General features: G+C 41.4%; 21 protein-coding genes and 1 riboswitch. Of the genes, 7 read left to right on the top strand and 14 right to left on the bottom strand.

Annotated elements, in window-relative coordinates; all coding sequences use genetic code 11:
• Positions 1-2 precede the first annotated feature (2 nt).
• Complete coding sequence (locus tag P3L37_RS11400; protein WP_004910304.1) at positions 3-668, bottom strand: AzlC family ABC transporter permease; 666 nt, start codon at positions 666-668, stop codon at positions 3-5.
• Between the two features lie 82 nt (positions 669-750).
• Between P3L37_RS11400 and P3L37_RS11405 the strand changes: the two genes are divergently transcribed.
• Complete coding sequence (locus P3L37_RS11405) at positions 751-1311, top strand: helix-turn-helix domain-containing protein (protein ID WP_004910302.1); 561 nt, start codon at positions 751-753, stop codon at positions 1309-1311.
• A gap of 67 nt (positions 1312-1378) precedes the next feature.
• On the top strand, positions 1379-1555 hold the full coding sequence (locus P3L37_RS11410) for a DUF2526 family protein (RefSeq protein WP_004910298.1): 177 nt from the start codon (positions 1379-1381) through the stop codon (positions 1553-1555).
• 127 nt (positions 1556-1682) lie between these two features.
• On the opposite strand, the gene P3L37_RS11415 is transcribed toward P3L37_RS11410, so the two are convergent.
• The 6 genes from P3L37_RS11415 to dalD form a co-directional block, all read right to left on the bottom strand.
• Positions 1683-2867: an amidohydrolase gene (locus P3L37_RS11415; RefSeq protein WP_004910295.1), complete on the bottom strand. Its 1185-nt coding sequence runs from the start codon at positions 2865-2867 to the stop codon at positions 1683-1685.
• Between the two features lie 57 nt (positions 2868-2924).
• Positions 2925-4160: a Zn-dependent hydrolase gene (locus P3L37_RS11420; RefSeq protein WP_109911235.1), complete on the bottom strand. Its 1236-nt coding sequence runs from the start codon at positions 4158-4160 to the stop codon at positions 2925-2927.
• Positions 4161-4165: 5 nt separating this feature from the next.
• Positions 4166-5389: a hypothetical protein gene (locus P3L37_RS11425; RefSeq protein ID WP_109911234.1), complete on the bottom strand. Its 1224-nt coding sequence runs from the start codon at positions 5387-5389 to the stop codon at positions 4166-4168.
• A gap of 640 nt (positions 5390-6029) precedes the next feature.
• Positions 6030-7319: an MFS transporter gene (locus tag P3L37_RS11430; protein ID WP_004910288.1), complete on the bottom strand. Its 1290-nt coding sequence runs from the start codon at positions 7317-7319 to the stop codon at positions 6030-6032.
• 90 nt (positions 7320-7409) lie between these two features.
• Positions 7410-8879 (bottom strand): xylulokinase, encoded by a 1470-nt coding sequence (gene xylB, locus P3L37_RS11435; RefSeq protein WP_110731872.1) that lies wholly within the window; start codon positions 8877-8879, stop codon positions 7410-7412.
• Positions 8880-8890: 11 nt separating this feature from the next.
• Complete coding sequence (gene dalD / locus P3L37_RS11440) at positions 8891-10279, bottom strand: D-arabinitol 4-dehydrogenase (protein ID WP_104872953.1); 1389 nt, start codon at positions 10277-10279, stop codon at positions 8891-8893.
• Positions 10280-10456: 177 nt separating this feature from the next.
• Between dalD and P3L37_RS11445 the strand changes: the two genes are divergently transcribed.
• The gene (locus P3L37_RS11445) at positions 10457-11407 is read left to right on the top strand and encodes a sugar-binding transcriptional regulator (protein WP_004910281.1); all 951 of its coding nucleotides are present in this window, start codon (positions 10457-10459) and stop codon (positions 11405-11407) included.
• Position 11408: 1 nt separating this feature from the next.
• Here the strand turns inward: P3L37_RS11445 and crcB are convergent, their stop codons facing one another.
• From crcB to P3L37_RS11475, 6 genes are all read right to left on the bottom strand, one after another.
• Positions 11409-11789, bottom strand: a complete 381-nt coding sequence (gene crcB, locus P3L37_RS11450; RefSeq protein WP_004910278.1) for a fluoride efflux transporter CrcB — start codon at positions 11787-11789, stop codon at positions 11409-11411.
• A 133-nt stretch (positions 11790-11922) separates the two neighbouring features.
• A riboswitch (Fluoride riboswitch) is annotated at positions 11923-11993 on the bottom strand.
• A 164-nt stretch (positions 11994-12157) separates the two neighbouring features.
• Positions 12158-13120, bottom strand: coding sequence for a sugar-binding transcriptional regulator (locus tag P3L37_RS11455; RefSeq protein WP_004910275.1), 963 nt, complete (start codon positions 13118-13120; stop codon positions 12158-12160).
• A 159-nt stretch (positions 13121-13279) separates the two neighbouring features.
• Positions 13280-13933 (bottom strand): dihydroxyacetone kinase subunit DhaL, encoded by a 654-nt coding sequence (gene dhaL, locus P3L37_RS11460; protein WP_109911230.1) that lies wholly within the window; start codon positions 13931-13933, stop codon positions 13280-13282.
• A gap of 10 nt (positions 13934-13943) precedes the next feature.
• On the bottom strand, positions 13944-14945 hold the full coding sequence (locus tag P3L37_RS11465; protein ID WP_004910269.1) for a dihydroxyacetone kinase subunit DhaK: 1002 nt from the start codon (positions 14943-14945) through the stop codon (positions 13944-13946).
• 11 nt (positions 14946-14956) lie between these two features.
• Positions 14957-16228 carry an MFS transporter gene (locus P3L37_RS11470; RefSeq protein WP_109911229.1) on the bottom strand — a complete coding sequence of 424 codons (1272 nt, stop codon included), beginning with the start codon at positions 16226-16228 and terminating at the stop codon, positions 14957-14959.
• A gap of 129 nt (positions 16229-16357) precedes the next feature.
• On the bottom strand, positions 16358-17470 hold the full coding sequence (locus P3L37_RS11475; protein ID WP_004910265.1) for an MDR/zinc-dependent alcohol dehydrogenase-like family protein: 1113 nt from the start codon (positions 17468-17470) through the stop codon (positions 16358-16360).
• A gap of 323 nt (positions 17471-17793) precedes the next feature.
• Here P3L37_RS11475 and rpiB point away from each other — a divergent pair, with 323 nt between their 5' ends.
• Positions 17794-18246 carry a ribose 5-phosphate isomerase B gene (gene rpiB, locus P3L37_RS11480; RefSeq protein WP_109911228.1) on the top strand — a complete coding sequence of 151 codons (453 nt, stop codon included), beginning with the start codon at positions 17794-17796 and terminating at the stop codon, positions 18244-18246.
• Between the two features lie 36 nt (positions 18247-18282).
• A complete protein-coding gene (gene tkt / locus P3L37_RS11485) occupies positions 18283-20292 on the top strand; it encodes a transketolase (RefSeq protein ID WP_109911227.1) in 2010 nt (669 codons plus the stop codon).
• A gap of 167 nt (positions 20293-20459) precedes the next feature.
• Here tkt and P3L37_RS11490 read toward each other — a convergent pair whose 3' ends face one another.
• On the bottom strand, positions 20460-21221 hold the full coding sequence (locus tag P3L37_RS11490; protein ID WP_004910258.1) for an SDR family oxidoreductase: 762 nt from the start codon (positions 21219-21221) through the stop codon (positions 20460-20462).
• A 467-nt stretch (positions 21222-21688) separates the two neighbouring features.
• On the opposite strand from P3L37_RS11490, the gene fetA reads away from it, so the two are divergent.
• Together fetA and fetB are read left to right on the top strand one after the other, a co-directional pair.
• Positions 21689-22342: an iron efflux ABC transporter ATP-binding subunit FetA gene (fetA, locus tag P3L37_RS11495; protein WP_004910255.1), complete on the top strand. Its 654-nt coding sequence runs from the start codon at positions 21689-21691 to the stop codon at positions 22340-22342.
• A 9-nt stretch (positions 22343-22351) separates the two neighbouring features.
• The gene (gene fetB, locus P3L37_RS11500) at positions 22352-23128 is read left to right on the top strand and encodes an iron efflux ABC transporter permease subunit FetB (protein WP_004910254.1); all 777 of its coding nucleotides are present in this window, start codon (positions 22352-22354) and stop codon (positions 23126-23128) included.
• The last annotated feature ends 49 nt before the right edge of the window (positions 23129-23177 follow it).

Consider the following 23177-nt stretch of genomic DNA (forward strand, 5'->3'; position numbering starts at 1 on the left):
TATTATTTCCTTATATAAATAACCAAGCTCAATAATGCCAGTAATACAGGGATCCCCGCGGGTAATACTGGTGTGGTTGCAACCGCAATAACTGCACCAATAATGGCAGTTAACCGCAGGCGTTTATCCGATAACGCAGGCAATGAAAGCGCTAAAATGATTGCAGGAAACATCGCATCCATCCCGTATATATGCGTATCACTAATAAAGCTACCCAATACCTCACCTATCACGACCCCTATTGGCCAACACAATAGAATACCTATCCCACACAACCAAAAAGCTGCGCGTTTTTCTGATTCAGTTTCTTGTGCTAAACCAAATACAACACTCTCATCGTTCATAATATGGTAGCCCAGTAATGACTTCGCTCCTTTCCCCGTTAATTCGTTAGTTGCAAAACTAAAAGGGATATGTCGTGAATTGACTAACAACCCCGCAAGTGCAGCAGAAAGCGGGCTACCTCCTGCAAAAATAACACCAATAAACAAAAACTCAGACGCCCCTGCGAGCACTAAAATAGATAAAGTAAGTGGTACCCACCAATCAAAACCTTGCGAAAGCGCTAATGCGCCATAAGAAATGCCGACAATTAAGTCAGCAAAACAGACAAGAGCTATATTTTTCACTGTGCTATGATTTAATGTTGAGCTTATTGAAGTTAGCATCCCTAGACCGTTCGATATATAATACATTCGTTCATTATGTCGATAGATAGTATAAAGTGCAATCTAAATAGGAAAATTAACATTGAATCTACCTTCCCCGCCCATTGAGTTGATTTCGAAAGCCCTTAGTCGTGAAAGACAAAAAAGCGGGCTATCCCTATCAGAACTATCTCGCAAAGCCGGTATCGCTAAATCTACACTTTCTCAATTGGAATCTGGTAGCGGTAACCCAAGCATTGAAACTTTATGGGCACTTTGTGTGGCTTTAGACATTCCTTTTGCGCGATTAATTGAAGAAAAACAAGAGGCTGTCACTGTGATCCGTCATGGGGAGGCGATACCGGTCAGCGCTGAACACGCGAACTATTTGGCCTTTTTGCTCTCATCAGCCCCTGCTGATTCGCGACGTGATATTTATACTGTGGTTGCCCAGCCCGGTCGTGACCGTATTTCAGAGCCTCATATGCATGGTGTCAGCGAGCACATCATTATTATGTCCGGCAGAGCGTTAGTCGGCCCATTGGATAACCCTGTTGAGTTACAGGTTGGGGACTATATTCACTACCCCGGAGATGAGCCGCATATAATGCGAGCCTTAGAACCCAATACGATGGCAGTTATGGTGATCGATAAACAGAATTAATCACCTATCTAACCCATTAAATTTTGCGTTATGATAACTTTAGTGAATATTAATTGGAGCCTGCTTTATGTCCTACTATGATGAAATTGTTGAAAAAATAAATCAACTGATTGAAGAAAGCTCAGTTCATAATATGAATGAAATGCTAATGCAGCTATCCCATGATCAGCAAATCAACCAAGAACAACGTTTTGAACAACAACAGCGTTTAAGAGAAGCTATTTTTATTCATCACGACAAATAGCAGCCATACAATAGGCCGCTATTCGCAGTTTTAACCAATCTTAATAGGCAAAATAAATAGGCAGTAGGGCTAGTGGTAACCCCGGCATTGGCAAAATAACTAGCCCTAATAGCATTAACATACTCAATTAAAATTCCTGTTGCTGTAAATAACTCCACGCATATTGCGCATGAAGTTCAGCCCCTGTCGCCATCGTGTCTTCATCAATATTAAAGCAGCCATGATGATGCGCCCATTGAGTGTCTTTTTCGGCATTTCCTGTGCCTAACAAAGCAAAGCACCCTGGGATATTTTCAATGTAGAAGCTGAAGTCTTCACCGCCCGGTGTCGGTCTTTCATTAATCAGAGCTTGTTCACCAAAAGCTTGTGAAATCACTGACTGAGCCAGTAGCGCACTACGCTCCTCATTAATAACAGGCAATGTCCCATAGATATAATCAACATGCGCAGTCGCCCCATAAATAGCCGCTGTATGCTCTGCATAACGACGGATCGCAGCTTCGATACGGTTACGAGTTTCGATATCAAAACAACGTACCGTGCCGTCCAATACTGCATTTTCAGCGATAACATTGAAACGTGTCCCGACATCCATTTTACCTATCGTGACCACGGCTGAGTCTAAAGAAGACGTTTCACGGGAAACAATCGCTTGTAAATTCATGACAAATGCAGAAGCAACAACCGCAGCGTCAATGGTGGCCTCTGGCATAGAACCATGACCACCACGGCCTTTAAAGGTGACTTTTAGTAAATCTGCGGAAGCAAAAGAGCCTCCCACATTACAAGATACTTTTCCTGATGGTGTGGTTGTCCAAATGTGCATACCAAAAACGTTATCCACATTTTCGATTGCGCCTTGTTTGATCATGGCTAATGCGCCTTGAGCAATTTCTTCTGCGGGTTGGAAAATCAAACGCACATTACCGGCTAATTCTTCACGTACTTCATACAACGCTTTAGCTGCGGTTAATAGCATTGCCGTATGCGCATCATGGCCACAAGCATGCATTTTACCTTCAATAGTCGATTTATATTCTAATGAATCGTTCAATTCCAAAACGGGTAATGCGTCTATATCTGCACGCAGAGCAACTGTTTTACCTGGCTTACCGCCTTTAATTTCAGCAATAACACCTGTCGGTTCGGTTAATCGATACGCTATTCCAATTTTGTCTAATTCTTCTGCAATACGTTTTGTAGTACGTATTTCTTCAAACGGTAGTTCAGGGTGAGCGTGTAGATCACGACGAAAAGCAATCATTTCCGGTGTGTGTTTTTTGATTGCCGCTGTAATTGTTTTGTTGATCATTTTTCTACCTTTTTACCCTATTACACAACCAGATGATTTACCTGGTTTATTTATTAATTAGCATTCTATTAATGACTTAACAGTAGCAAACATCACATCTGCACCTCTTGCAATTTGTGCATAATCCGTCCATTCATCTGGATGATGGCTTAACCCATTACGACTTGGCACAAATATCAATCCTGTTTGAGTAATACCTGCAAAAATCATAGTGTCATGCCCTGCGCCACTGACCATTGAACGAAAACGTAAGTTTTGGTCGCTAGCATGTTGTTGCATCAGTTGATGAATATCACTATTGAGCTCCGTTGGCTGAACATATAACGGCTGAACAATATCGCTTGAAATAGCTAATGAATTGCTAACTTGCTCAGTTAACTCAATAACTTGCTCAATAACCTTACGTAACGCAATATCATTTTTGGAACGAATATCAACGCTAAAAGTGACTTCGCTTGGGATGACATTAGCCCCATTCGGCAATACCGCTAACCGCCCCACAGTCGCCACCGTATTATCCCCCACTGCCGTTGCTAGCGCAGGGATTTGGCTAATGATTTGGCTAGCGCACACTAATGCATCGGCTCGCATATTCATCGGTGTGGTACCTGCATGGCCTGCTTTACCTGTCAATTTAATTTCTAACTGGCTGATGCCTACGATAGTTTCTACGATCCCTACATCTTCATTCGCCTGTTCTAACACTGGGCCTTGTTCGATATGTAGCTCTAAGAACGCTTTGACATTTTTAGGATTAAGAACTGCTTGCGCTGCATTGTCTGCATTGAACCCAGCTGCGGCCATGCGTGCAGCAGCACTCACGCCTTGCCTATCCTTTAACTGATATAATTCTTTCGTACCAATCAGGCCGGTTATTACACTCGAAGCCATCAAACCACGACCAAAACTGGTACCTTCTTCTTCAACCAACGCAATCACTTCTAAGGGATATTTCGGTGTTAAATTTTGTTCGCGAATACGCGCCACAACATCCAAACCGGCGACAATTCCCGCAGGACCATCAAATGCCCCACCGTGAGGGACCGAATCAAAATGTGAACCGACTATGACTGCAGGCAAATCCGGTTGTTGGCCTTCTAAGCGCCCATAAATATTGCCGATAGCATCTTCACGAACGTGTAATCCTAAGGCGCGCATTTCTTGTTTTAGATAATCACGCGCTTGTTTATCTTGTTCGCTATAGCTCATCCGCGTAGTACCCTGACCCGGCGTTGCGGTGTATTCTGCCAATTGTTCTAAATGGCGCTGAATTCTTGAAGTACTTGTTTCCATTATTTTTACCCTGCAATTGGAACAATATAAGCCACCATAATACCTGCTAATACGACAGAAACCATGGTCACAGAAATAAAGCCACCAACTAGCATTGGCCCTAACATATGGCCAGTTAATACTTGGCGTTCTTTTTCGTCTTTCGTTAACGCGTTGATCGCTTCATTAGTAATAATGTAGTCAGCTGGAAAGCCATATAACGCAGTTAGCGCAACAGCAAATGCCATTTCTTTGGTGACGCCTAATATTTTACCAACCACCCAAGATGCAAGGTACATCCCAATAACCGCTGCACTAATTAACACCACCATCGGATAAACTAGGCGTAATAACATATCGGGGGTTGCGTGGTTTAATGTATCAAAAATAAACAACATTAAGGCCATAATTGCGAACCCAAAGCCATTAGCTTTTTGTAACGGCTGTCTTTCTAAGAAACCCAATGAAGAAGCAATAACACCAAATAATAAGCACAATACAAATGGGCTAATACTGACATAAGGGGCAGCATAAGATGAGGCCAAATAAGCCAAATAGCCTACCGCAGCTAAGCGTAAGAACTTAAAATAGCTCGTGTTATAGTGATTAGGGATTTTTTTAAACATACGTGGCATTTCATCTTCAGGTACCACCGTTTTAACTTCGACCTCTTTTGCCCCGTCTACCGTTAAGGTTTCTTGCCATTGGCCATTGCGATATTTTTCTAAAACTCGGCGTCCTTCTTTTTTTAGCATCACCGCAGTTAATGGATAACCTGCAAACCCCTGCATGACGTAAATTAAAATTGCGAAAACCGAAAGGTCAACAAGACCTGCCTCCGCAGCACCTTTTGACATAATTAACGAAGAAACAATACCACCAACCAACGGAGGAACTGCAACTAATACCGTATTTAAATCAAATAAAGTTATACCAACAATAAAGGTTAATAAAATGATGCCTAGAATCCCAGCTAAAGAGATAAGAATGGTTTTCCATTGGCGCAATAATTCTTTTAGCGATAATAAGGTCCCCATATTTGTAATTAACAAATACATCAAGGTAACCGCAACCACCTGAGGAATACCCGCAATACTCACAATATCTTTCGGGAAAATAGTCCAATAACCTAAAAGGAAGAGCACTGCACATACAAATACAGATGGGATCCACGCCTTAGTTCTAACGGCTATAGCATCCCCTATATATAATATCCCTACTATCAGAAACAGAGCTAACATCTGTGACATAACTTTTTCCCCGCAATTATCTTTTTTTATTAGATTATTTTTTAGTATTACAAACTATTAATTTTAATTAAGATTGGATTATAAATTTTATTTGGCGCAATAAAACACCAATATAGAGAGTATTTCGCTGCAAACACACGAATTTGCAACAAAATTCATCATAACACCGAAAATTCAGATGTATAGAGAGTAAAACCGGATTTAAACAGCTTGGAATAAAGGGAAGCTATGAATTAAATAGTCAGATATAACATTGAAGTGGGACAAGCACCTTAATATTCTCTAAATGCAGGTTTAGAAGTTAATATTTTATGTCATTTAAGTAATTATTTATAAACAAATCGACTATAGTTGTTTTTTTAATCTATGAAATTATATTCTATTGTCCAGCGCTGTATTTTCAATAATTATCGCAATAAGATGAAAAATCACCTTATAAATATGATTCAGATTTCTATTTATATAAAACATTCTACTTTATTTTATTTTTAAACCGTTTCTCTTTATATTACCCTTGAAAAGGACGATATCCCTTCATGTCCAATTTAGTTTGTCTCAATAATAGAGGTGAATTAAATAAAGAAAAAACCCCATAGATAATTCACTATCTACAGGGCTTGATGATATTAGGTAAAGTAAATTAATGACTGGTTTGTTGTTCAGTCGCCACCTTAGCTGGTTTTATTTTACGATTATTTTCAAAACCGGGTTGTGGCACTTTAATAAAGAATGTCAGTATCCCTGCAAAGATATACAAACCTGTATAGGCCCACACTACACCCACAATATCAAAGAAAGGCAATACTAAACTGGCAATTGCTGGTGCGGCAAAATTACTTAACCCCGCAGAAAGGTTATAAATCGAAACTGCAGCACCTTTATGATGTGGCTCAATACTTGGGAATACCGCAGTCATTGGAACAAAAGCAGCCACAAAGATACCCAATAAAATGGCAGGTATTAATGCGATGGCAAAATTATGACCAAAATAAACGGGTAAGTAGTAAAACATTAAGCTGGATATTGCCATTCCTAAACAACCAAACCATCTGACCTGGCGAACCCAACCAATATGTTCACCAACAATTCCCCAAAAAATATTCGTAAAAATAGTCACAAAGAAGAAAACGGCCCAAATCTGTAACCATTCAGAGATGGTGAACCCTAAGCGGTCAACAAATAATAATGGCATGATAATCGCAAAACCAAACAATGAAATTGTGTTGATAATCCGGATCAGGCTCGCCATAAAGATATCTTTATTCGTGAATAAAATAGTCGCAGCTCGGGATAACTCGGCCATTTTATCTTTCATTGGTAAATTAACTTTAGAGCGATCAACTGGAATATGACGCAGGCTAAAATAAGCAATTGCGCCACCAATAGCGACCCAACCAATTGCCATCCATAATGTTCCCGTTTCCCCCATCATTGGGATTGAAAAGCTAGGTAAATAGCTACCAATGACACCAATTCCGACAGAATACATCGCCCAGAACCAACCGGTAGCGGCAGCAAGATGTGCTCGAGGAATGACTTGCACCAACATCATCATAAATGAATAAATAAACAATGGATAAGCTAATCCACGAATGCCGTAAAATAGTAGCATCAAGGTATAGCTTTTCATGCCCAGACCGAACGCCATAAACAATGCATGCATGACAATCCAGAGAATGAACCCGATCATCATGGCTTTTAGGGGGGTGATAATTTCAGCCACAACACCAGATGCCCACGCCGCAACAGCGGCCATTAAGCCATAGACAGTAAATACCATCGCTGATTGTGCCGGTGTAAACCCTAAATCAGTAATATGTTTTGATAGAAAAGCCATTTCAAAGCCATCACCACTCATAAAAATAGCGATAGCAATAAAACCCCAGAACAAATGCTTAGGTAGACCAAGCCAATACTGCTTCTGTTCCATTGCAGTTTCCTCATTTTAATTTTGTTATTTTAATCAATCGCGAAGAGATAGCTGTGGCGGTGATGTGTAGGGAAACACCGCCACACTCGCCTACTGTGGCAATAATTCCCTTGCTTGTTTTTGCTGTTGGTATAATAAACGGAAAGCATCAAGCCGTTGATTTAACCAAGTTTGGTACTGTTTCTGCGGTAAATAGGTACTTAACACCTCTGGTTTTTGGCACACGGTTTCTGTATTACCGCCGTCCGCCAGCCATGCCAAACGAGCCGCACCTAAAGCTCCCGATGAACTCGCTGGGTGGGTCACAATTGGTATATCGATAACATCAGCAATCAGCTGCGCCCAAACAGGACTACGTGCTCCTCCCCCCGTTAAGCTACACCGACTAATTTGCGTTCCTGTTTGCGTTAAAACCTGCATGCCATCCGCCAGGGCGAAGGTCACACCTTCAATCACCGCATAACCAAGCTGAGCACGCGTTGTTTCATTTCTTAACGCAAAAAATGAGCCCATTGCGTAGGGGTCATTATGAGGCGTTCTTTCCCCTGAGAGGTAAGGCAAAAATACAGGCGCTAGCTTCTTCTGGTCATCGGTCAATTTCCCCACTTCCTCCATTAGCTGATTTTCAGTTGTAGAAAGAAGTTGGCAAAGCCACCGTAAACAGTTGGCGGCACTTAACATCACACTCATTTGGTGCCAGCGATTTGGTAATGCATGAGCAAAAGCATGGACACCCTGATGTGGTGCTGCTTGTAGTTGATTATTAACCACAAAAATAACACCAGATGTCCCCAAAGAAATCAGAGCATCGCCATCATTAATTGCGCCAACGCCCACTGCAGAGGCTGCATTGTCCCCCCCTCCACCAGCAATAATCACATCTGCACTTAAACCCCATTGCGAAGCTAAATCGGCCCGTAACACACCACTTTTTTCAGCTCCTTCAACTAAAGCCGGCATTTGTTCACGCGTTAGATTAGTTGCCGCTAATAATTCATCTGACCAATCACGCTTAGCCACATCCAGCCACAATGTGCCTGAAGCATCAGACATATCACTGATAAATTGACCGGTCATTTTCCAACGTAAATAATCTTTAGGAAGCAACACTTTGGCAACTTGTTTGAATATTTCAGGCTCATGACGTGCAACCCACAATAATTTAGGTGCTGTGAAACCTGGCATCACTAAATTAGCGCCAATCGTTAGAAACTCAGGGTGATTTTCCATGAGCCATTCACATTCCTTCGCACTGCGGGTGTCATTCCATAAAATACAGTCGCGAAGTACTTGGTGCTGGCTGTCTAATAATACCGCACCGTGCATTTGGCCCGATAAGCCAATCGCTTTTACTGCCGCCCATGCTTCTGGGGCTTTTTGGCGCAAGGTAGCGGCAACCGCATTGGTGGCTTCCCACCAACTATCTGGCGATTGCTCGGCCCACTGAGAATGTGGCCTTTGTACTGTTAATGCCATATGGCTTGAGGCAACAATTTCACCCTGAGCATTAATTAATACAGCCTTAAGTTCTGAAGTGCCTAAGTCAATTCCGAGGTACATCGCCTTTCTCCTTACAGAGGTTGTTGAGGTGACTTGAGCCAATTTTCAACTTTTTCAACGGTGTTGCTCATCAATTCGTGGAATTCGGTAGCATGAGCAAGTGAAGCGAATAGCATTTCACTGGAGACAAATTGCGACAATGCATCACTACTATTCATCATTTTTTGATATAGCTCGACATCCAGCACACCATCCTGATACTCATAAGGTAATTCACCACGAGCCCAACGCTGTAAAAACACGAAAAATAAAGCGGGTAGTACAGCCGTCGCCGCCGGAGTCTGCTGGCGCTGATAGCATTCTTGTAAAGTTGGCGTGATAAAACCCGGAATTTTTGATAAACCATCGGCAGCAACACGTTGATTAGTATCCTGAATATACGGGTTACTAAAGCGCGCGAGTACTACATCACGGTATTGTTCTAAATCAAGGGGGCTTGGTGACAATGACGGGATCACATCCTGCGTCACATAATTCCATGCCATTTGTTTGATAGCAGATTGGCGGGTGCTTTCATCAATAAAGCTCAAACCGATTAAGGTTCCTGCCCAAGCAATGCAACTGTGGCTTGCATTCAGAATACGAATTTTCGCTTCTTCCCACGGTAAAACGGACTCAACCATTTCTACATCGACATTTTCTAATGCAGGACGTCCATTAATAAAGTCATCTTCAATCACCCACTGAATGAATGCTTCTCCCATGATAGGTGCTTTATCATCCCAACCCGTTTGCTGTTTAACACGCTCAGCAACATCTGGTGTTGGGCGAGGCGTGATCCTATCAACCATAGTGTTCGGCGAACGCGTATTTTCTTTCACCCATTGGTATAGCTCAGTTTCACCTTTTAATTGTAGAAACGATAAAAAGCCGTGTCTAAACCGTTCGCCATTGTGGCGCAAATTATCACAGTTTAACAAAGTGACAGGTTCACCATGAGCCGCTAAACGTGCGCGTAAAATTTGTGTTAATGCACCGTATATTGTGCTCATTCTGCCCGTTAAATCGGCTTTAATGTCTGGCTGTTCTGCATCTAATTCATGCTGTGGGGTTAAATAATAGCCCGCCTCCGTGACCGTGAAAGCAATAACACGTGTTGCTTTATCACAGCCTTGTTCCACTAATTGGCTTAAATTCTCATCCCAATGTAATACTTTGCGCACTGAAGTAATTTTTTCATAATGACGCTCACCTTCAGGTGAGACTGTTTCAAGGGTATATTCCCCATTTTGCTTGGTTAAGTTATCAAGCAATGCATTCGCATCATTGCGAATATTCCCTAAGGCAATTGACCAACTATCATCCCCTTGTTGAATCAAACGGTGCAAATACCACGCTTGGTGAGCACGATGAAATGACCCAGCACCGATGTGCATCCACACTGATTTCTGCTTTAGCATTGTGACTCCTTAACCTAAAATTAAATAATTGCTATTTTTTTGGGCATATGCCCGTTTGTTATATTTTAGTTTCAATCTGATCACAATTACTGCGATAATGCTCACAGTATTGACTTTTGCCCTTTTAATAAACAATTGCCCAGAATTACAATAAGCGAAACCAGCAGGAGAATGTCCATGCAGAAAGAATTAAAAAAAATGGAACAAGCTGCACGTGCGGCATGGCTATATTTTGTGGCAGGCAAAACACAACAGGAAATTGCACATGAACTTGGGCTATCGAGACAAGTCGCCCAACGCCTTATTTCTCTAGCAAAAGAACAAGGTATGGTTCAGGTGCAAATCACGCACCCTATTACGGAGTGTTTAAGACTCGCTAATGAAATCCAGCAAAAGTATCACCTAACACATTGCTTTGTTGTCCCGTCAGGGCAACTTGATACAGAAGCGACGCTCGATATGATTTCAGTGGCCGGTGCTGAGCTCATGGAACAATTAATCGACCCCGATAAGCCTCAAATTATTGGTATTGGTTCAGGTAGAACATTACGCAGTATTATTGATGCCCTTCCTTACCTAGAAACCTCCCAGCACCAATGTGTTTCATTAATAGGCGCTATTGCCCGTGATAGCTCAGCAACACGCTATGATATTCCATTACGTTTTGCAGAAAAATTACAATGCCGACACTATATTCTACCTGCGCCACTGTACGCCGATAGCCCAGAAGATAAAGCAATGTGGTGCCAACATCGCGTGTATAAGGAAGTCACGGAAAAAGCCCTGAATGCAGATATTACCTTTATTGGTATTGGTGAAGTCGGCAAAGGCTGTCCACTCAATTCCGAAGGTTTTGTCACAGATGAACAATTGGAAATGCTATTAGAAAAAGGAGTAGCCGCGGAGTTATTGGGGCATTTTATCCAAGCTAATGGCGAGCGACTTTCTACAACTTTGGATGACACTCACACCAGTGTACCACTGTTCCCCTCCCCGAATAAGCCTGTGATCGCATTTGCGGGTGGCGCGCACAAAACAAAAGCAATTCAAGCTGTTATGAATGGCAGTTGGGTAACAGGCTTAGTGACCGATGAAGCCACTGCACATCAATTATTAGCAAATAAATAAATTATCCCTGTGTCAGCCAGTTATGGCACAGCATACCGAGTAAGGTAAAAATCAACGCCCCAATTACGTGGATGGCGATGGTACTAATGGCGAAGCCCAATTTACCTTCTTGGATTAGCACCAGCACTTCGAGTGAAAAGGTCGAAAAGGTGGTAAATGCACCACAGAAACCCGTCACAATGAATAATTTATAGGCAGGACTAATATTTGCATTGGCAAAATACGAAATGGCAAAGCCAATGACAAAGCCACCAAGCAAATTGACCGCGACAGTGCCTAGTGGAATGTTTGGGTAAAGGTGATTGAGTCTTAAGCTAACAAACCATCTTAGCCATCCGCCAAGCACTGAACCAATCGCTATTGCAAATAATGAGGCATACATAGAAACTTCCTTTAATGTTTGGCGGGATAAATGAAAGGAAAGTCTCCCAGTTATACTCGAAGTATGACGAGTATAGATCATTTATGCCCTAAATTAGGGCACATAATACCTACGTACCCTATCTAATCAATAGGTTAACGTAGGCATCATTAGCCCTCTACGGGCGGTTTTGTAAAATGGAGGAATGCCATCTCCCATATATATTTTAAAATAATAAGGTAACTCATTAGGTTATGTAAACCCATTTTATAATAGATGGCATGAATGATTCTAATTACACAAGTGAATGAGTCGTTAGGAGCATACACAAGTATGTGACTAATGCGAATGAGCGTAGTCAACAACGCGACAGCTTGAAGTATGACGAGCTATTGGGACATCTTCAAAATCGTCCGCACATTACTCGCACTCGTTGCGATAATATCAATCGCTCCCGTACGCAGTGCCCCCATAATGGCCATAGCCTTAGAGGATTCGGAAGCAATCGCTATTACACAAGGGATTTTCTTGAGTTCGTCTATGCTTAGGCCAATCACTCTGTCATTCATCACTGTATCAACATGCTGCCCTTGCGCATTAAAAAAATCATAACCGGCAATATCGCCAATTACCCCTTGATTTAAACTCGCATCAACAATTTCACGCGGTGTAAACCAACCTAGTTTGACCATATAGCTGTCTTCATTCATATCGCCAATACCAATTAGGGCTATATCCGCTTTACGGGCGCGATCGAGCGTTTCCTTAATGGTGCCGTTTTTCATAAATGATTGTTTTAATTCATTATTTTCAACATAGGCAGGCGCGTATAAAGTTTCACTGGTTCCACCAAATTTCTTCGCTAAGCGGCGGCTGATATGGTCCGCATTGATGGAATCTCCCGGCCGGTGGGTTCCGCCAATTCCGCAAATAAAACGGCAATCTTTTTCAGGAACTGCCCCACCGCTATCAGCCACTACCGCAACATTGCGGCCTTGGCCGACCGTGACTATCATGTTGTCTCGTAATGTTGTTGATAAATAATTAGCGACTAATGTGCCAACTTGGTAGCGTTGTTCTTCTTCATCGGGATGGTCGAGGGCAATCAACGCACGGGAAATCGGGAAGCGAGAAAGTAGCTGTTGCTCTAGCTGAGTGCTAAAAATAGGGTGATAGCGAACATTGATCTCAACAATCCCTTCTTCTTTTGCTCGCTTAAGTAAGCGCCCTACCTTAATTCGCGATATACCAAACTTATTGGCGATCTCTTCCTGAGTAATTTCATCACGATAATAAGCTATCGCAATTTCAGTCAGTAGCTCGATTTCGGAAGATGTTTGTGATCTATCCATAAGATAGTGGTTTCCTCTTTATTGGTGTTAATCGCAACAAGGATGATAAGGTTTTAGTATAGCGTTTCTAGTGGCAATTAATAAGTGAGTTATAAAAGAGAGTGGATATATAGCAATAGTTTTTGTCTATATATCCACGAAAAGAGTTATATAAAACAATTATGCATTGGTTAATGCGCTCTGTTTTTCAACACTTTGCGCTAATTGACATAATAATAAACAACAAGAAGTCGCGCCTGCATCTAACACGCCCCTTGAACGCTCACCAAGGCGGCTTGCACGGCCAATTTTAGCCACTAAATCTACCGTGGAATCACGGCCTGCAACGGCGGCGGCCTGCATCGCATCAAGCGCTTGTTTAAAGTTTTTTCCTGCTTTTGTTGCCTCTTCAAAAGCATTAACTGCGGGGATCAATGTATCCATTAAGCACTTGTCCCCCACTGTCGCGCTACTGATATCTTGCAGTTCAGATAACCCATTTTTTAACATAGCGAGGAAATCTTGTTGTGATAACGCATTTTTCCCTGAAATGCTGTCTGACATCCCCATAAAGAAGCTGCCATAAAGTGGCCCCATTGAACCACCAATGCCTTCCATCAACGCATCAGAAATTTCTTCAAACCCTTCACTGAGTGATAATTCACGGTCTGCAATTGCTTTAGCACATAAGTTGAAGCCTTTCGCCATATTGATGCCATGGTCTCCATCCCCTATTGCACCATCAATTTCGCTTAGATATTCACGGTTAGAAACAATAATGTTCACTAAATCAAGGGTAATTTCCTTACCGTTGCCCGTTGAAATAACTTGCATAGTTGTCTCCTTATTTGACCTGTGTTAAACCCAATGAATACGCAGGAACATCCATCAACGTTTTCAATTCATCATCCACTTTCATTAATGTCAGTGTTACCCCCATCATTTCTAATGAGGTAAAGTAGTTACCAACATAGTTACGAACAATACGCACACCTTTCTCACTGAGTTGTTTTTCAACCTCTGCATAGTAGATGTACAGCTCCATCACGGGAGTGGCACCTAACCCTGAAACTAATACGACAACTTCATCACCTTGCTTTGCCTGCATATCATCTAAAATTGGCGTTAACATGGTTTTTGCCATTTGCGCTGCGGATTGAATTGGCATAATTTCAATGCCTGGTTCACCATGATGACCAATACCGAGCTCCATCATCCCATCTTCAATATGAAAATTGGGATGACCCACCGCAGGTATGGTACAAGACGTTAGCCCAACACCAATAGAGTGGCAGTTATTAATCGCTTTTTGTGCCGCATTAATCACACCGTCTAAATCATAGCCTTTACTTGCTGCGGCAGAACCCACTTTCCACATAAGAATTTCACCCGCAACGCCGCGACGCTTTTCTTTTTCACTGGCAGGTGCTGAAGCGACGTCATCGGTAGCGACCACGGTTTTGACTTGCATACCCGCTTTTTCGGCTTTTTTCATCGCCATCTTAACGTTCATGTTATCGCCCGCGTAATTACCATATAAGCAAGCAACGCCTGCCCCACTGTCTGCGGCTTTGAACGCATCTAAAAATGCCCCAGCCGTTGGCGAGGAGAAAATTTCGCCAATCGCCACCGCATCTAGCATATTTTCACCTACGTAGCCTAAAAACGCAGGTTCATGACCTGAACCACCACCAGTGACAATGCCCACTTTCCCTTGTATTGGTGCTTTTGGGTATTTTAGAACCCGCGCGTTATCTGTTTGTGCAAAATATTCAGGGTGCGCTTTCAAATAGCCTTGAATTGCATCTTCAACAACAAGATCAGGTTCATTAATGATTCTGTTCATAATTCCCTCTTTTACTTATTTTCTGGTGTTAGCTGCATCTTTGCCGACTGTTCAAGTAATTCTTCCGGCACAGTAATAAATTTCATCAATATCGCACTAAATAAATAGAGCCCCGAGAAAATCCAAATCACGCCAAACGCACCTACGCTACTAATAAAGAGCCCAACAAGTGCAGGCCCGACAAACGTACTTAAACCGGCGCCTAAATTAAGGACTGACATGGCAGCACCTTTATTTTCAGGCGCTAAACTCGGCATGATGGCTGAAAGTGGTACGTATCCTGCGAGGCACGCACCAAATAAGCCAGCGGCTATCATCATCAGGGTATAACTGTGCCCAAAATAATAAGGCACGTAGTAAAACATTAAGGTACAAAGCATACAGCCGACACAACCAAACCAAATTACAATATTGCGCCAACCGATGCGGTCACTGACAACACCAAAGATCAGATTAAAAGCAATGTTCACTGTCCAAAGTGCTGCGTAGATATGTAACCACTCTGTGCGGGAAAAACCAAAGTCAGCAAGAAACATTGGCATAAAGATCACAAAACCATATGCTGCCGAGGTATTAATGGTACGAACAATGCCACCTAAACCAATTTTTGGGTTCTCAAACGCAATAGTGATCCCTTTGAATACATAGCTGAGCGATACTTTTTCTTTCGGTGCCTCTGGTGTATCTCCCGCTTTGTTGCGGTTAAGTGCAATAGCAATAAATGCCCCGATAGTGACAAAAATCAGTCCACTCCATAACGTTGCCATTTCACCTAACACTGGCAGCGCATAACTCGAATACATCACCCCTAAAACACCCAGCCCGCCGCTATAAACGAACCAGAAGATCCCGACAGCAGAGCCCAATTTTTTAATTGGTGCCTCATAGGCTACCCAAACTAAGAAGCCGTAGGCAAACATGGGATAACCAAAACCACGCAGTGCATAGGTCGGGATCATGATTGACAGGCTGTTACTCGGTAAGCCAACAGATAAGAAAATAACCGAGCCAATCACAAACATCACAAAACCAAAAATCATCACACGACGAGCGGTATAAATTTCAGCTAATACGCCGGATAACCACGCGGCCACAGCAGCAAAAAAACCATACACACTAAATAGTAATGAAGATTCTTCAATACTCATTCCACGGCTAATTATAAAAGGTGACAGCCAGCCTTGTTCTAGGCCTTCCCCCATCATAAAGATCAGGACGCCAAAATAGCCAAGTAGTAACTTTGGTGAAAACCCCGTTACTTTAGACAGTTTATTGATTATCATATTGTTGACCTCAGTGCTTATTCGCTGGGTTAGGACCTGAATAACAAGCCTTGGTAGGGTGACATTTATTCAGGTCCAATTTTTATCGTTATATTTTTAATTTCGTCTTTTTTTCAACCCACGACAGCTCTACAGGTTCGGGTCGAGAACCACTTTAATGTGCGGGTCGCCTTTCGCCATCATTGAAAAACCTTCCGCAAACTTATCTAAAGGTAAAATATCCGTCACCACGCCTTTGGTTGGGAAATCACCATTACCAATACCTTCAATCACTAGTGGATAACAATATGGGCCAAGATGAGAACCTAATAAATCCAGTTCTTTACGGTCACTGATAATGCTCCAGTCCACTGTCACTGGGTCTTTAAATACAGAAAACTCGACAAAAGTACCCAACTTACGGATCATCTTCAGGCCTTGCTCAACCGATTTAGGCGCCCCCGTTGCTTCAATGTAAATGTCACAGCCATAACCTTCAGTCATCTCTTTGACAATTTTGTCGACATCATCACGTTTCGGGTTTAATACGATATCAGCACCAAATTCTTTCGCTAATTCAAGGCGTTTATCAAATAAATCCAGAACGACTAACTTACCAGCACCGGATTTTTTAATTGCCCCAATCATGCCTAGGCCTAATGTTCCTGCGCCAGAAAGCACAACGACATCCCCCAATTTGACATTGGCACGCTGCACGGCATGTAAAGAACAGGCGTAAGGTTCAATCAAAATAGCGTCTTCAATTGGCATCTCGACAGGCACATGGTAGTTGATGGCTTCTTTGGTGAATTTCATATATTGCGCCATACCGCCATTTACATTGTTTTGGAAGCCATACAAGTCATGTTTTTCACACATCCAGTATTCGCCGCGTTTACAGAAACGGCATTCCCAACAAGGTACGATTTGTTCAGAAATAACACGATCACCTAATGCAAAACCTTCCACTTTTGACCCAAAGCCTACGACATGGCCAATAAATTCGTGCCCAGGGATCATTGGCGCCTTGATATAAGCGGGCTGTTCTGCATCTCCCCAAAAACTAGGGGCACCCTCAAAAGCTTTCACATCACCCGCACAGATGCCACAAGCCTCTACGCGAACCAAAATTTCTTCTTCACTAATTTTAGGGACATCGACAGTTTCTAAACGGTAGTCTTTTGGTGCATAAGCAACCACGGCTTTCATTTTTTCTGGAATGCCTGCGCTCATCGTTGCTTTTGAATCACAGTGTTCACACATAGTTCTATCCTCGGCGGTTTGTAAAATGAACATAAGTTCAATGAAGATACAAATTAACCATACCTTCTTTTCTTCATCCTTGCCCATAGTGAGAGTGTCAAAGTGTGATTCAGTGCAAAAATTCTCATAAAATCGCCTTAAAACGACTGTTTTTTACCTTTTTTGCAAAAAAAATTAAATTTAAAGCTGTAGATCACAAAATTCATCATCATAAAAATAAAAACATATGTTCAGCTATTGATTATTTGTTCATAAGATCCTATTTTCTAAATAGTACATTTGATTGATTTATGAACTTTTGTTCAACAATAAGGATCTCTATCATGCTATCTATTGCTATTGGCGCGGATGACGCTGCATTTGAAATGAAAGATTTGATTAAAGCTCACTTAGCAGAACTAAACATTGAAGTGACTGATTACTGTTTAAACACTGGGGTTGCAGACGAAATGTACCCTGATGTTGCCCATGCGGTTGCCACTGCGATCGTACAAGGCAAGCACCAGCGCGGTATTTTAATTTGTGGTACCGGAATTGGTATGTCCATTGTTGCCAATAAAGTCACGGGAATTCGTGCAGCACTGTGCCATGACACATACTCCGCTGAACGAGCTCAAAAAAGCAATGACGCACAAATTATTACCTTTGGTGCACGAGTAATTGGCCCTGAATTAGCAAAAAGCATTATTGATACATGGCTGGCTTCCCATTATGAAGGAGGACGTTCGGCACCAAAAGTGGCTCGAATCAGTGAGTATGAAAATGGGGAACGTTAGTTTTACTTTAGGCGCTTTTACTTTGGGAGCTTTGTAATGTCCACTCAACCACAAAATAAATTAGCCAATGCCATTCGATTTCTTTCAATAGATGCCGTACAACAAGCTAATTCAGGCCACCCCGGAGCCCCAATGGGAATGGCTGATATTGCTGAAGTTCTTTGGCGAGATTATTTACAGCACAACCCCGCGGACCCGCATTGGCCTAACCGTGACCGCTTTGTATTATCAAACGGCCATGCCTCAATGCTGCTCTATAGCTTGCTTCATTTAACAGGCTATGAGTTATCCATTGATGATTTAAAACAATTCCGACAACTCCATTCCAAAACACCGGGTCACCCCGAATTAGGCTATACCCCCGGTGTTGAAACCACGACAGGCCCGCTGGGGCAAGGCATCGCCAATGCGGTTGGTATGGCAATCGCAGAAAAAACCCTAGCAGCTACATTTAATCGCTCTGGTTTCCCCGTTGTCGACCACTATACCTACACATTTTTAGGTGATGGCTGTTTAATGGAAGGGATTTCCCATGAAGTGTGCTCATTAGCGGGAACGTTAAAACTCAATAAGCTCATTGCATTTTATGATGATAACCGCATTTCTATTGATGGTAACACGCAAGGTTGGTTTACTGATAATACAGCAAAGCGTTTTGAAGCCTATGGTTGGCATGTTATTCGCCAAGTCGATGGCCATTCTAGACCCGCAATCAAAGCGGCCATTGAACAATCTCACCAACAAACTACGAAACCAACACTCATTATCTGTAGAACCACAATTGGTTATGGTTCTCCTAATAAAGCAGGTACAGCGGATTCTCATGGCGCGCCACTCGGACAAGATGAAATAGCTCTGACTCGCCAACAACTGGGTTGGGAGTACCCTCCTTTTGTGATCCCTGATGACATATATGAACCTTGGAATGCCCTAGAACGTGGTGCTGAGCAACAATTACGTTGGGAACAAGCATTACGAGAATACACAAAACAATACCCAGAACTCGCTGAGCAGCTAACTCAACGATTATCTAATCAACTCCCTGAAAAATTTACAGATATCATTGATAATTTTATTCAAAAATTAAATGATAACCCTGCAACGATAGCTACACGTAAAGCATCACAAAATACCTTAAATATTATTGGCCCTATTTTACCTGAGTTAATCGGGGGTTCCGCAGACTTAGCCCCAAGCAATCTTACCTATTGGTCTGGTTCACTGCCGATTAATAAACAACCTGCTGGCAACTATATTCATTATGGTGTCAGAGAATTCGGTATGACCGCCATCGCAAATGGGATTTCATTACACGGCGGTTTCCGCCCTTACACGGCAACCTTTTTGATGTTCTCGGAATATGCACAAAATGCCGTGAGAATGGCCTCATTAATGAAATTACCGCAAGTGCTTATTTATACCCATGATTCAATTGGCTTAGGTGAAGATGGCCCAACACATCAACCTGTTGAGCAACTTATGTCACTACGTGCAACACCTAATTTGTCAGTATGGCGCCCTTGTTGCCAAGTAGAAACCGCCGTGGCTTGGAAGCAGGCTATCATTCATCAACAGAACCCAACAGCACTTGTGTTATCCCGTCAAAACCTAATACAGTATTCGCGCACCCCCGAACAGCTCACCAATATCGCTCGAGGCGGATATATTTTACGCAGTAATAGTGAAGCCCCTGAATTACTATTAATTGCGACAGGCTCTGAAGTCACGTTAGCGGTTGAAGCATGGAAACAACTGACAGAACAAGGTTTTAATGTGAATGTCATTTCGATGCCATCAACAGATACCTTCGACCAACAACCCTTAGAATACCAGCAGCGTGTTTTACCCAATCACGTTCGCTATCGCATTGCGATAGAAGCCAGTATTAGTGATTACTGGCGTAAATACGTAGGAATTGATGGGTTAGTTATGGGTATGAATAGCTTTGGTGAGTCGGCTCCTGCGGACCAATTATTTAAACATTTCGGTTTCACCGTAGAAAAGCTTATTACTATGTCGCTTTCATTATTAAAACCTAATGATTAATTGATATAGCAATAATTAATATCTGTTATCCTACTTTGTAATTTCCTATTACAAGCCAAATAATACCTATGTTATTTGGCTTATTTTTTATTTAAATAATAATCATGAAACAATAAAAAAGCGAATATCTAATTATACTCGCTTTTTTTATTATTGATTTAATATCATTATTGGATGCTGTAGCCACCATCAATCACTAAATTATGACCTGTAATCATATCGGATGCATCGCTGGCCAAAAATAGTGCACATGCCGCAATTTCAGAAGGTTCGGCAAAGCGTCTTGCAGGGATTTTTCCTTTCATTTCATCTCCTTTTTCACCTTCCCACGCTTTTTTACCTAATTCTGTCATGACAATGGTTGGTGAAATGGCGTTAGTTTGTATGCCTTTCGGGCTCCACTCCAGTGCTAATACTTGGGTTAAACCAATAATTGCCGCTTTACTCGCACAATAGGCCGCATGCTGGTCTAAGGCAATCACCCCCGCTTGAGATGCCATATTAATAATTTTTCCTTTTCCATTATTAATCATAACATTACCCGCAGCTTGGCAAACCAAAAAAGTCCCTTTTAAGTTCACGTTCATGGTTAAGTCCCAATCGGATTCACTTAAATTTTCAGCGGGAGCCAGTGCTACAATTCCAGCACTATTGACGACAATATCTAGCCGACCATAATGCTCAATGACATGTTCTACCATCTGAGAAACCGCCGTAGAATTTGTGATATCACATTGAATACCAATTGAATTGCCTAATTTCTCTGCAGTCGTTATTACGTTATCTGACTTATCGATTAGGGCAACTTTAGCCCCTTTTTCAACATACAGTTGAGCAATCGCCAACCCAATACCTGCTGCTCCCCCGGTAATTAAAGCGACCTTACCATCAAGTGAAAAGTTGGTGTTATAGCCACTAAATTTTTTCATTTTAATTCCTTAACATCATGATGTGATATTGAATATATAGATGAAATAAATATAGTGCTGTCTTAGAGAGACAGCAAAATATTAAACGAAGATTAAATTACTTGGTATTATTAATATAATCTTATTGCCGATTAAGTTCTATATTATTCATGTAAAAAAAAGAGATATCTCTCAAATTAAATACCTCACTAAATTCCGAATGGGCATATGTTCAAAATAATAATCTAAATGAATATTTGTACTTTATCTTTAACTGTAAAAATCTTCTAAAAACCCCTCTATGTTGTAACTGCTCCGTAAAAATACATTTTTTCATTCCCCTATAAATTTTCGGTTAATTGGCGCATAATATTAGTTATATCTAAATTGATATTAAACAATATCAGCACTGGGTTATTGAGTAAGATATTGAAATGAATATCATTCACACTAAATACTGCACATTTAATTTATAGGTTATTGATAATATGGAAGAAAGTAACTTACTACTACAACTTAATAACATTGGGTATAGCATTGAGGAAAAAACAATTCTTGATAATGTGCAGATTAACTTACAGGCAGGTGACTTCAAACTGATTACAGGACCTTCTGGCTGCGGTAAAAGTACTTTATTAAAAATAATCGCCTCGTTAATTTCACCAACTCAAGGAACTATTCAGTTTCAAGGGAAAGATATCAATACCATCTCACCAGAAACTTATCGGCAGCAAGTTTCATACTGCACTCAAACGCCCACCTTATTTGGACAAACCGTGTATGACAACCTCGTTTTTCCCTATCAAATTCGAAAATTGCCGCTTAATAAAGAGAAAGTCATCAGTGATTTGCATCAATTTTCTCTGCATGAATCTATTTTAGATAAAGGGATCAACGAACTCTCCGGTGGAGAAAAACAGCGTATTTCTCTTATTAGAAACTTACAATTTCTTCCACAAGTCTTACTGTTAGATGAAATCACCAGTGCCCTAGATGAAGAAAACAAAATTATAGTGAATGAATTTATCCATCATTTAACGAGTGACAAAAAAATAGGCGTGTTATGGGTAACCCATGATCAAGATGAAATCGCTCATACCAATGAAGTTATTACCCTTCCTGTTCATCACAACGAATCATAGGATATCACTGTGCATCAACCAACTATTTCCAATGAATCATTAACCTTTTCTATCCTGTTAGTCCTTGTGGCTATTTTTATTAGTCATAAAGAAAAACTGTCCCTTGAAAAAGATATTATCTGGAGTACTTGCCGAGCGATTATTCAACTATTGATCGCTGGCTACATTCTAAAATATATTTTTAATGTTGATCACGAATTGCTCACGATTGCCTTGGTGATGTTTATTTGCGTCAATGCCGCCTGGAACGCTAAGAAAAGAAGCAAATATATTGATAAAATTTATGTTACCGCATTAATTGCCATTACCTCTGGTACATTTCTTACATTGTTAATCTTAATATTAACTAACGCCATCGCATTTACACCCATGCAGGTAATTCCTATCACTGGAATGATTGCAGGTAATGCCATGATTGCAGTAGGATTATGCTTTAATAACCTCGGCCAACGGTTTTCAAGCCAACAACAACAAATTCAAGAAATGTTAAGTTTAGGGGCAACCCCAAAAATTGCTTCTGCTGCTATTATTCGCGACAGTATCCGAGCATCATTAATCCCAACGGTGGATTCAGCCAAAACAGTAGGAATTGTCAGCTTACCGGGTATGATGTCTGGCCTGATTTTTGCTGGAGTTGACCCGTTACAAGCAGTTAAATACCAGATTATGGTGACTTTTATGCTGTTAGGTACCGCAAGCCTTTCAACCATACTGGCTGGGTATATGACTTATACAAAATTCTATAACCAACGCCATCAATTATTGGTTACCACACTGAATAAATAATAACCTTCCGCCGCTTATTTATCATCAACGATAAGCGGCACTTACTTAA

This window comes from Providencia sp. PROV114 (assembly GCF_032704305.1).
GTDB lineage: Bacteria > Pseudomonadota > Gammaproteobacteria > Enterobacterales > Enterobacteriaceae > Providencia > Providencia rettgeri.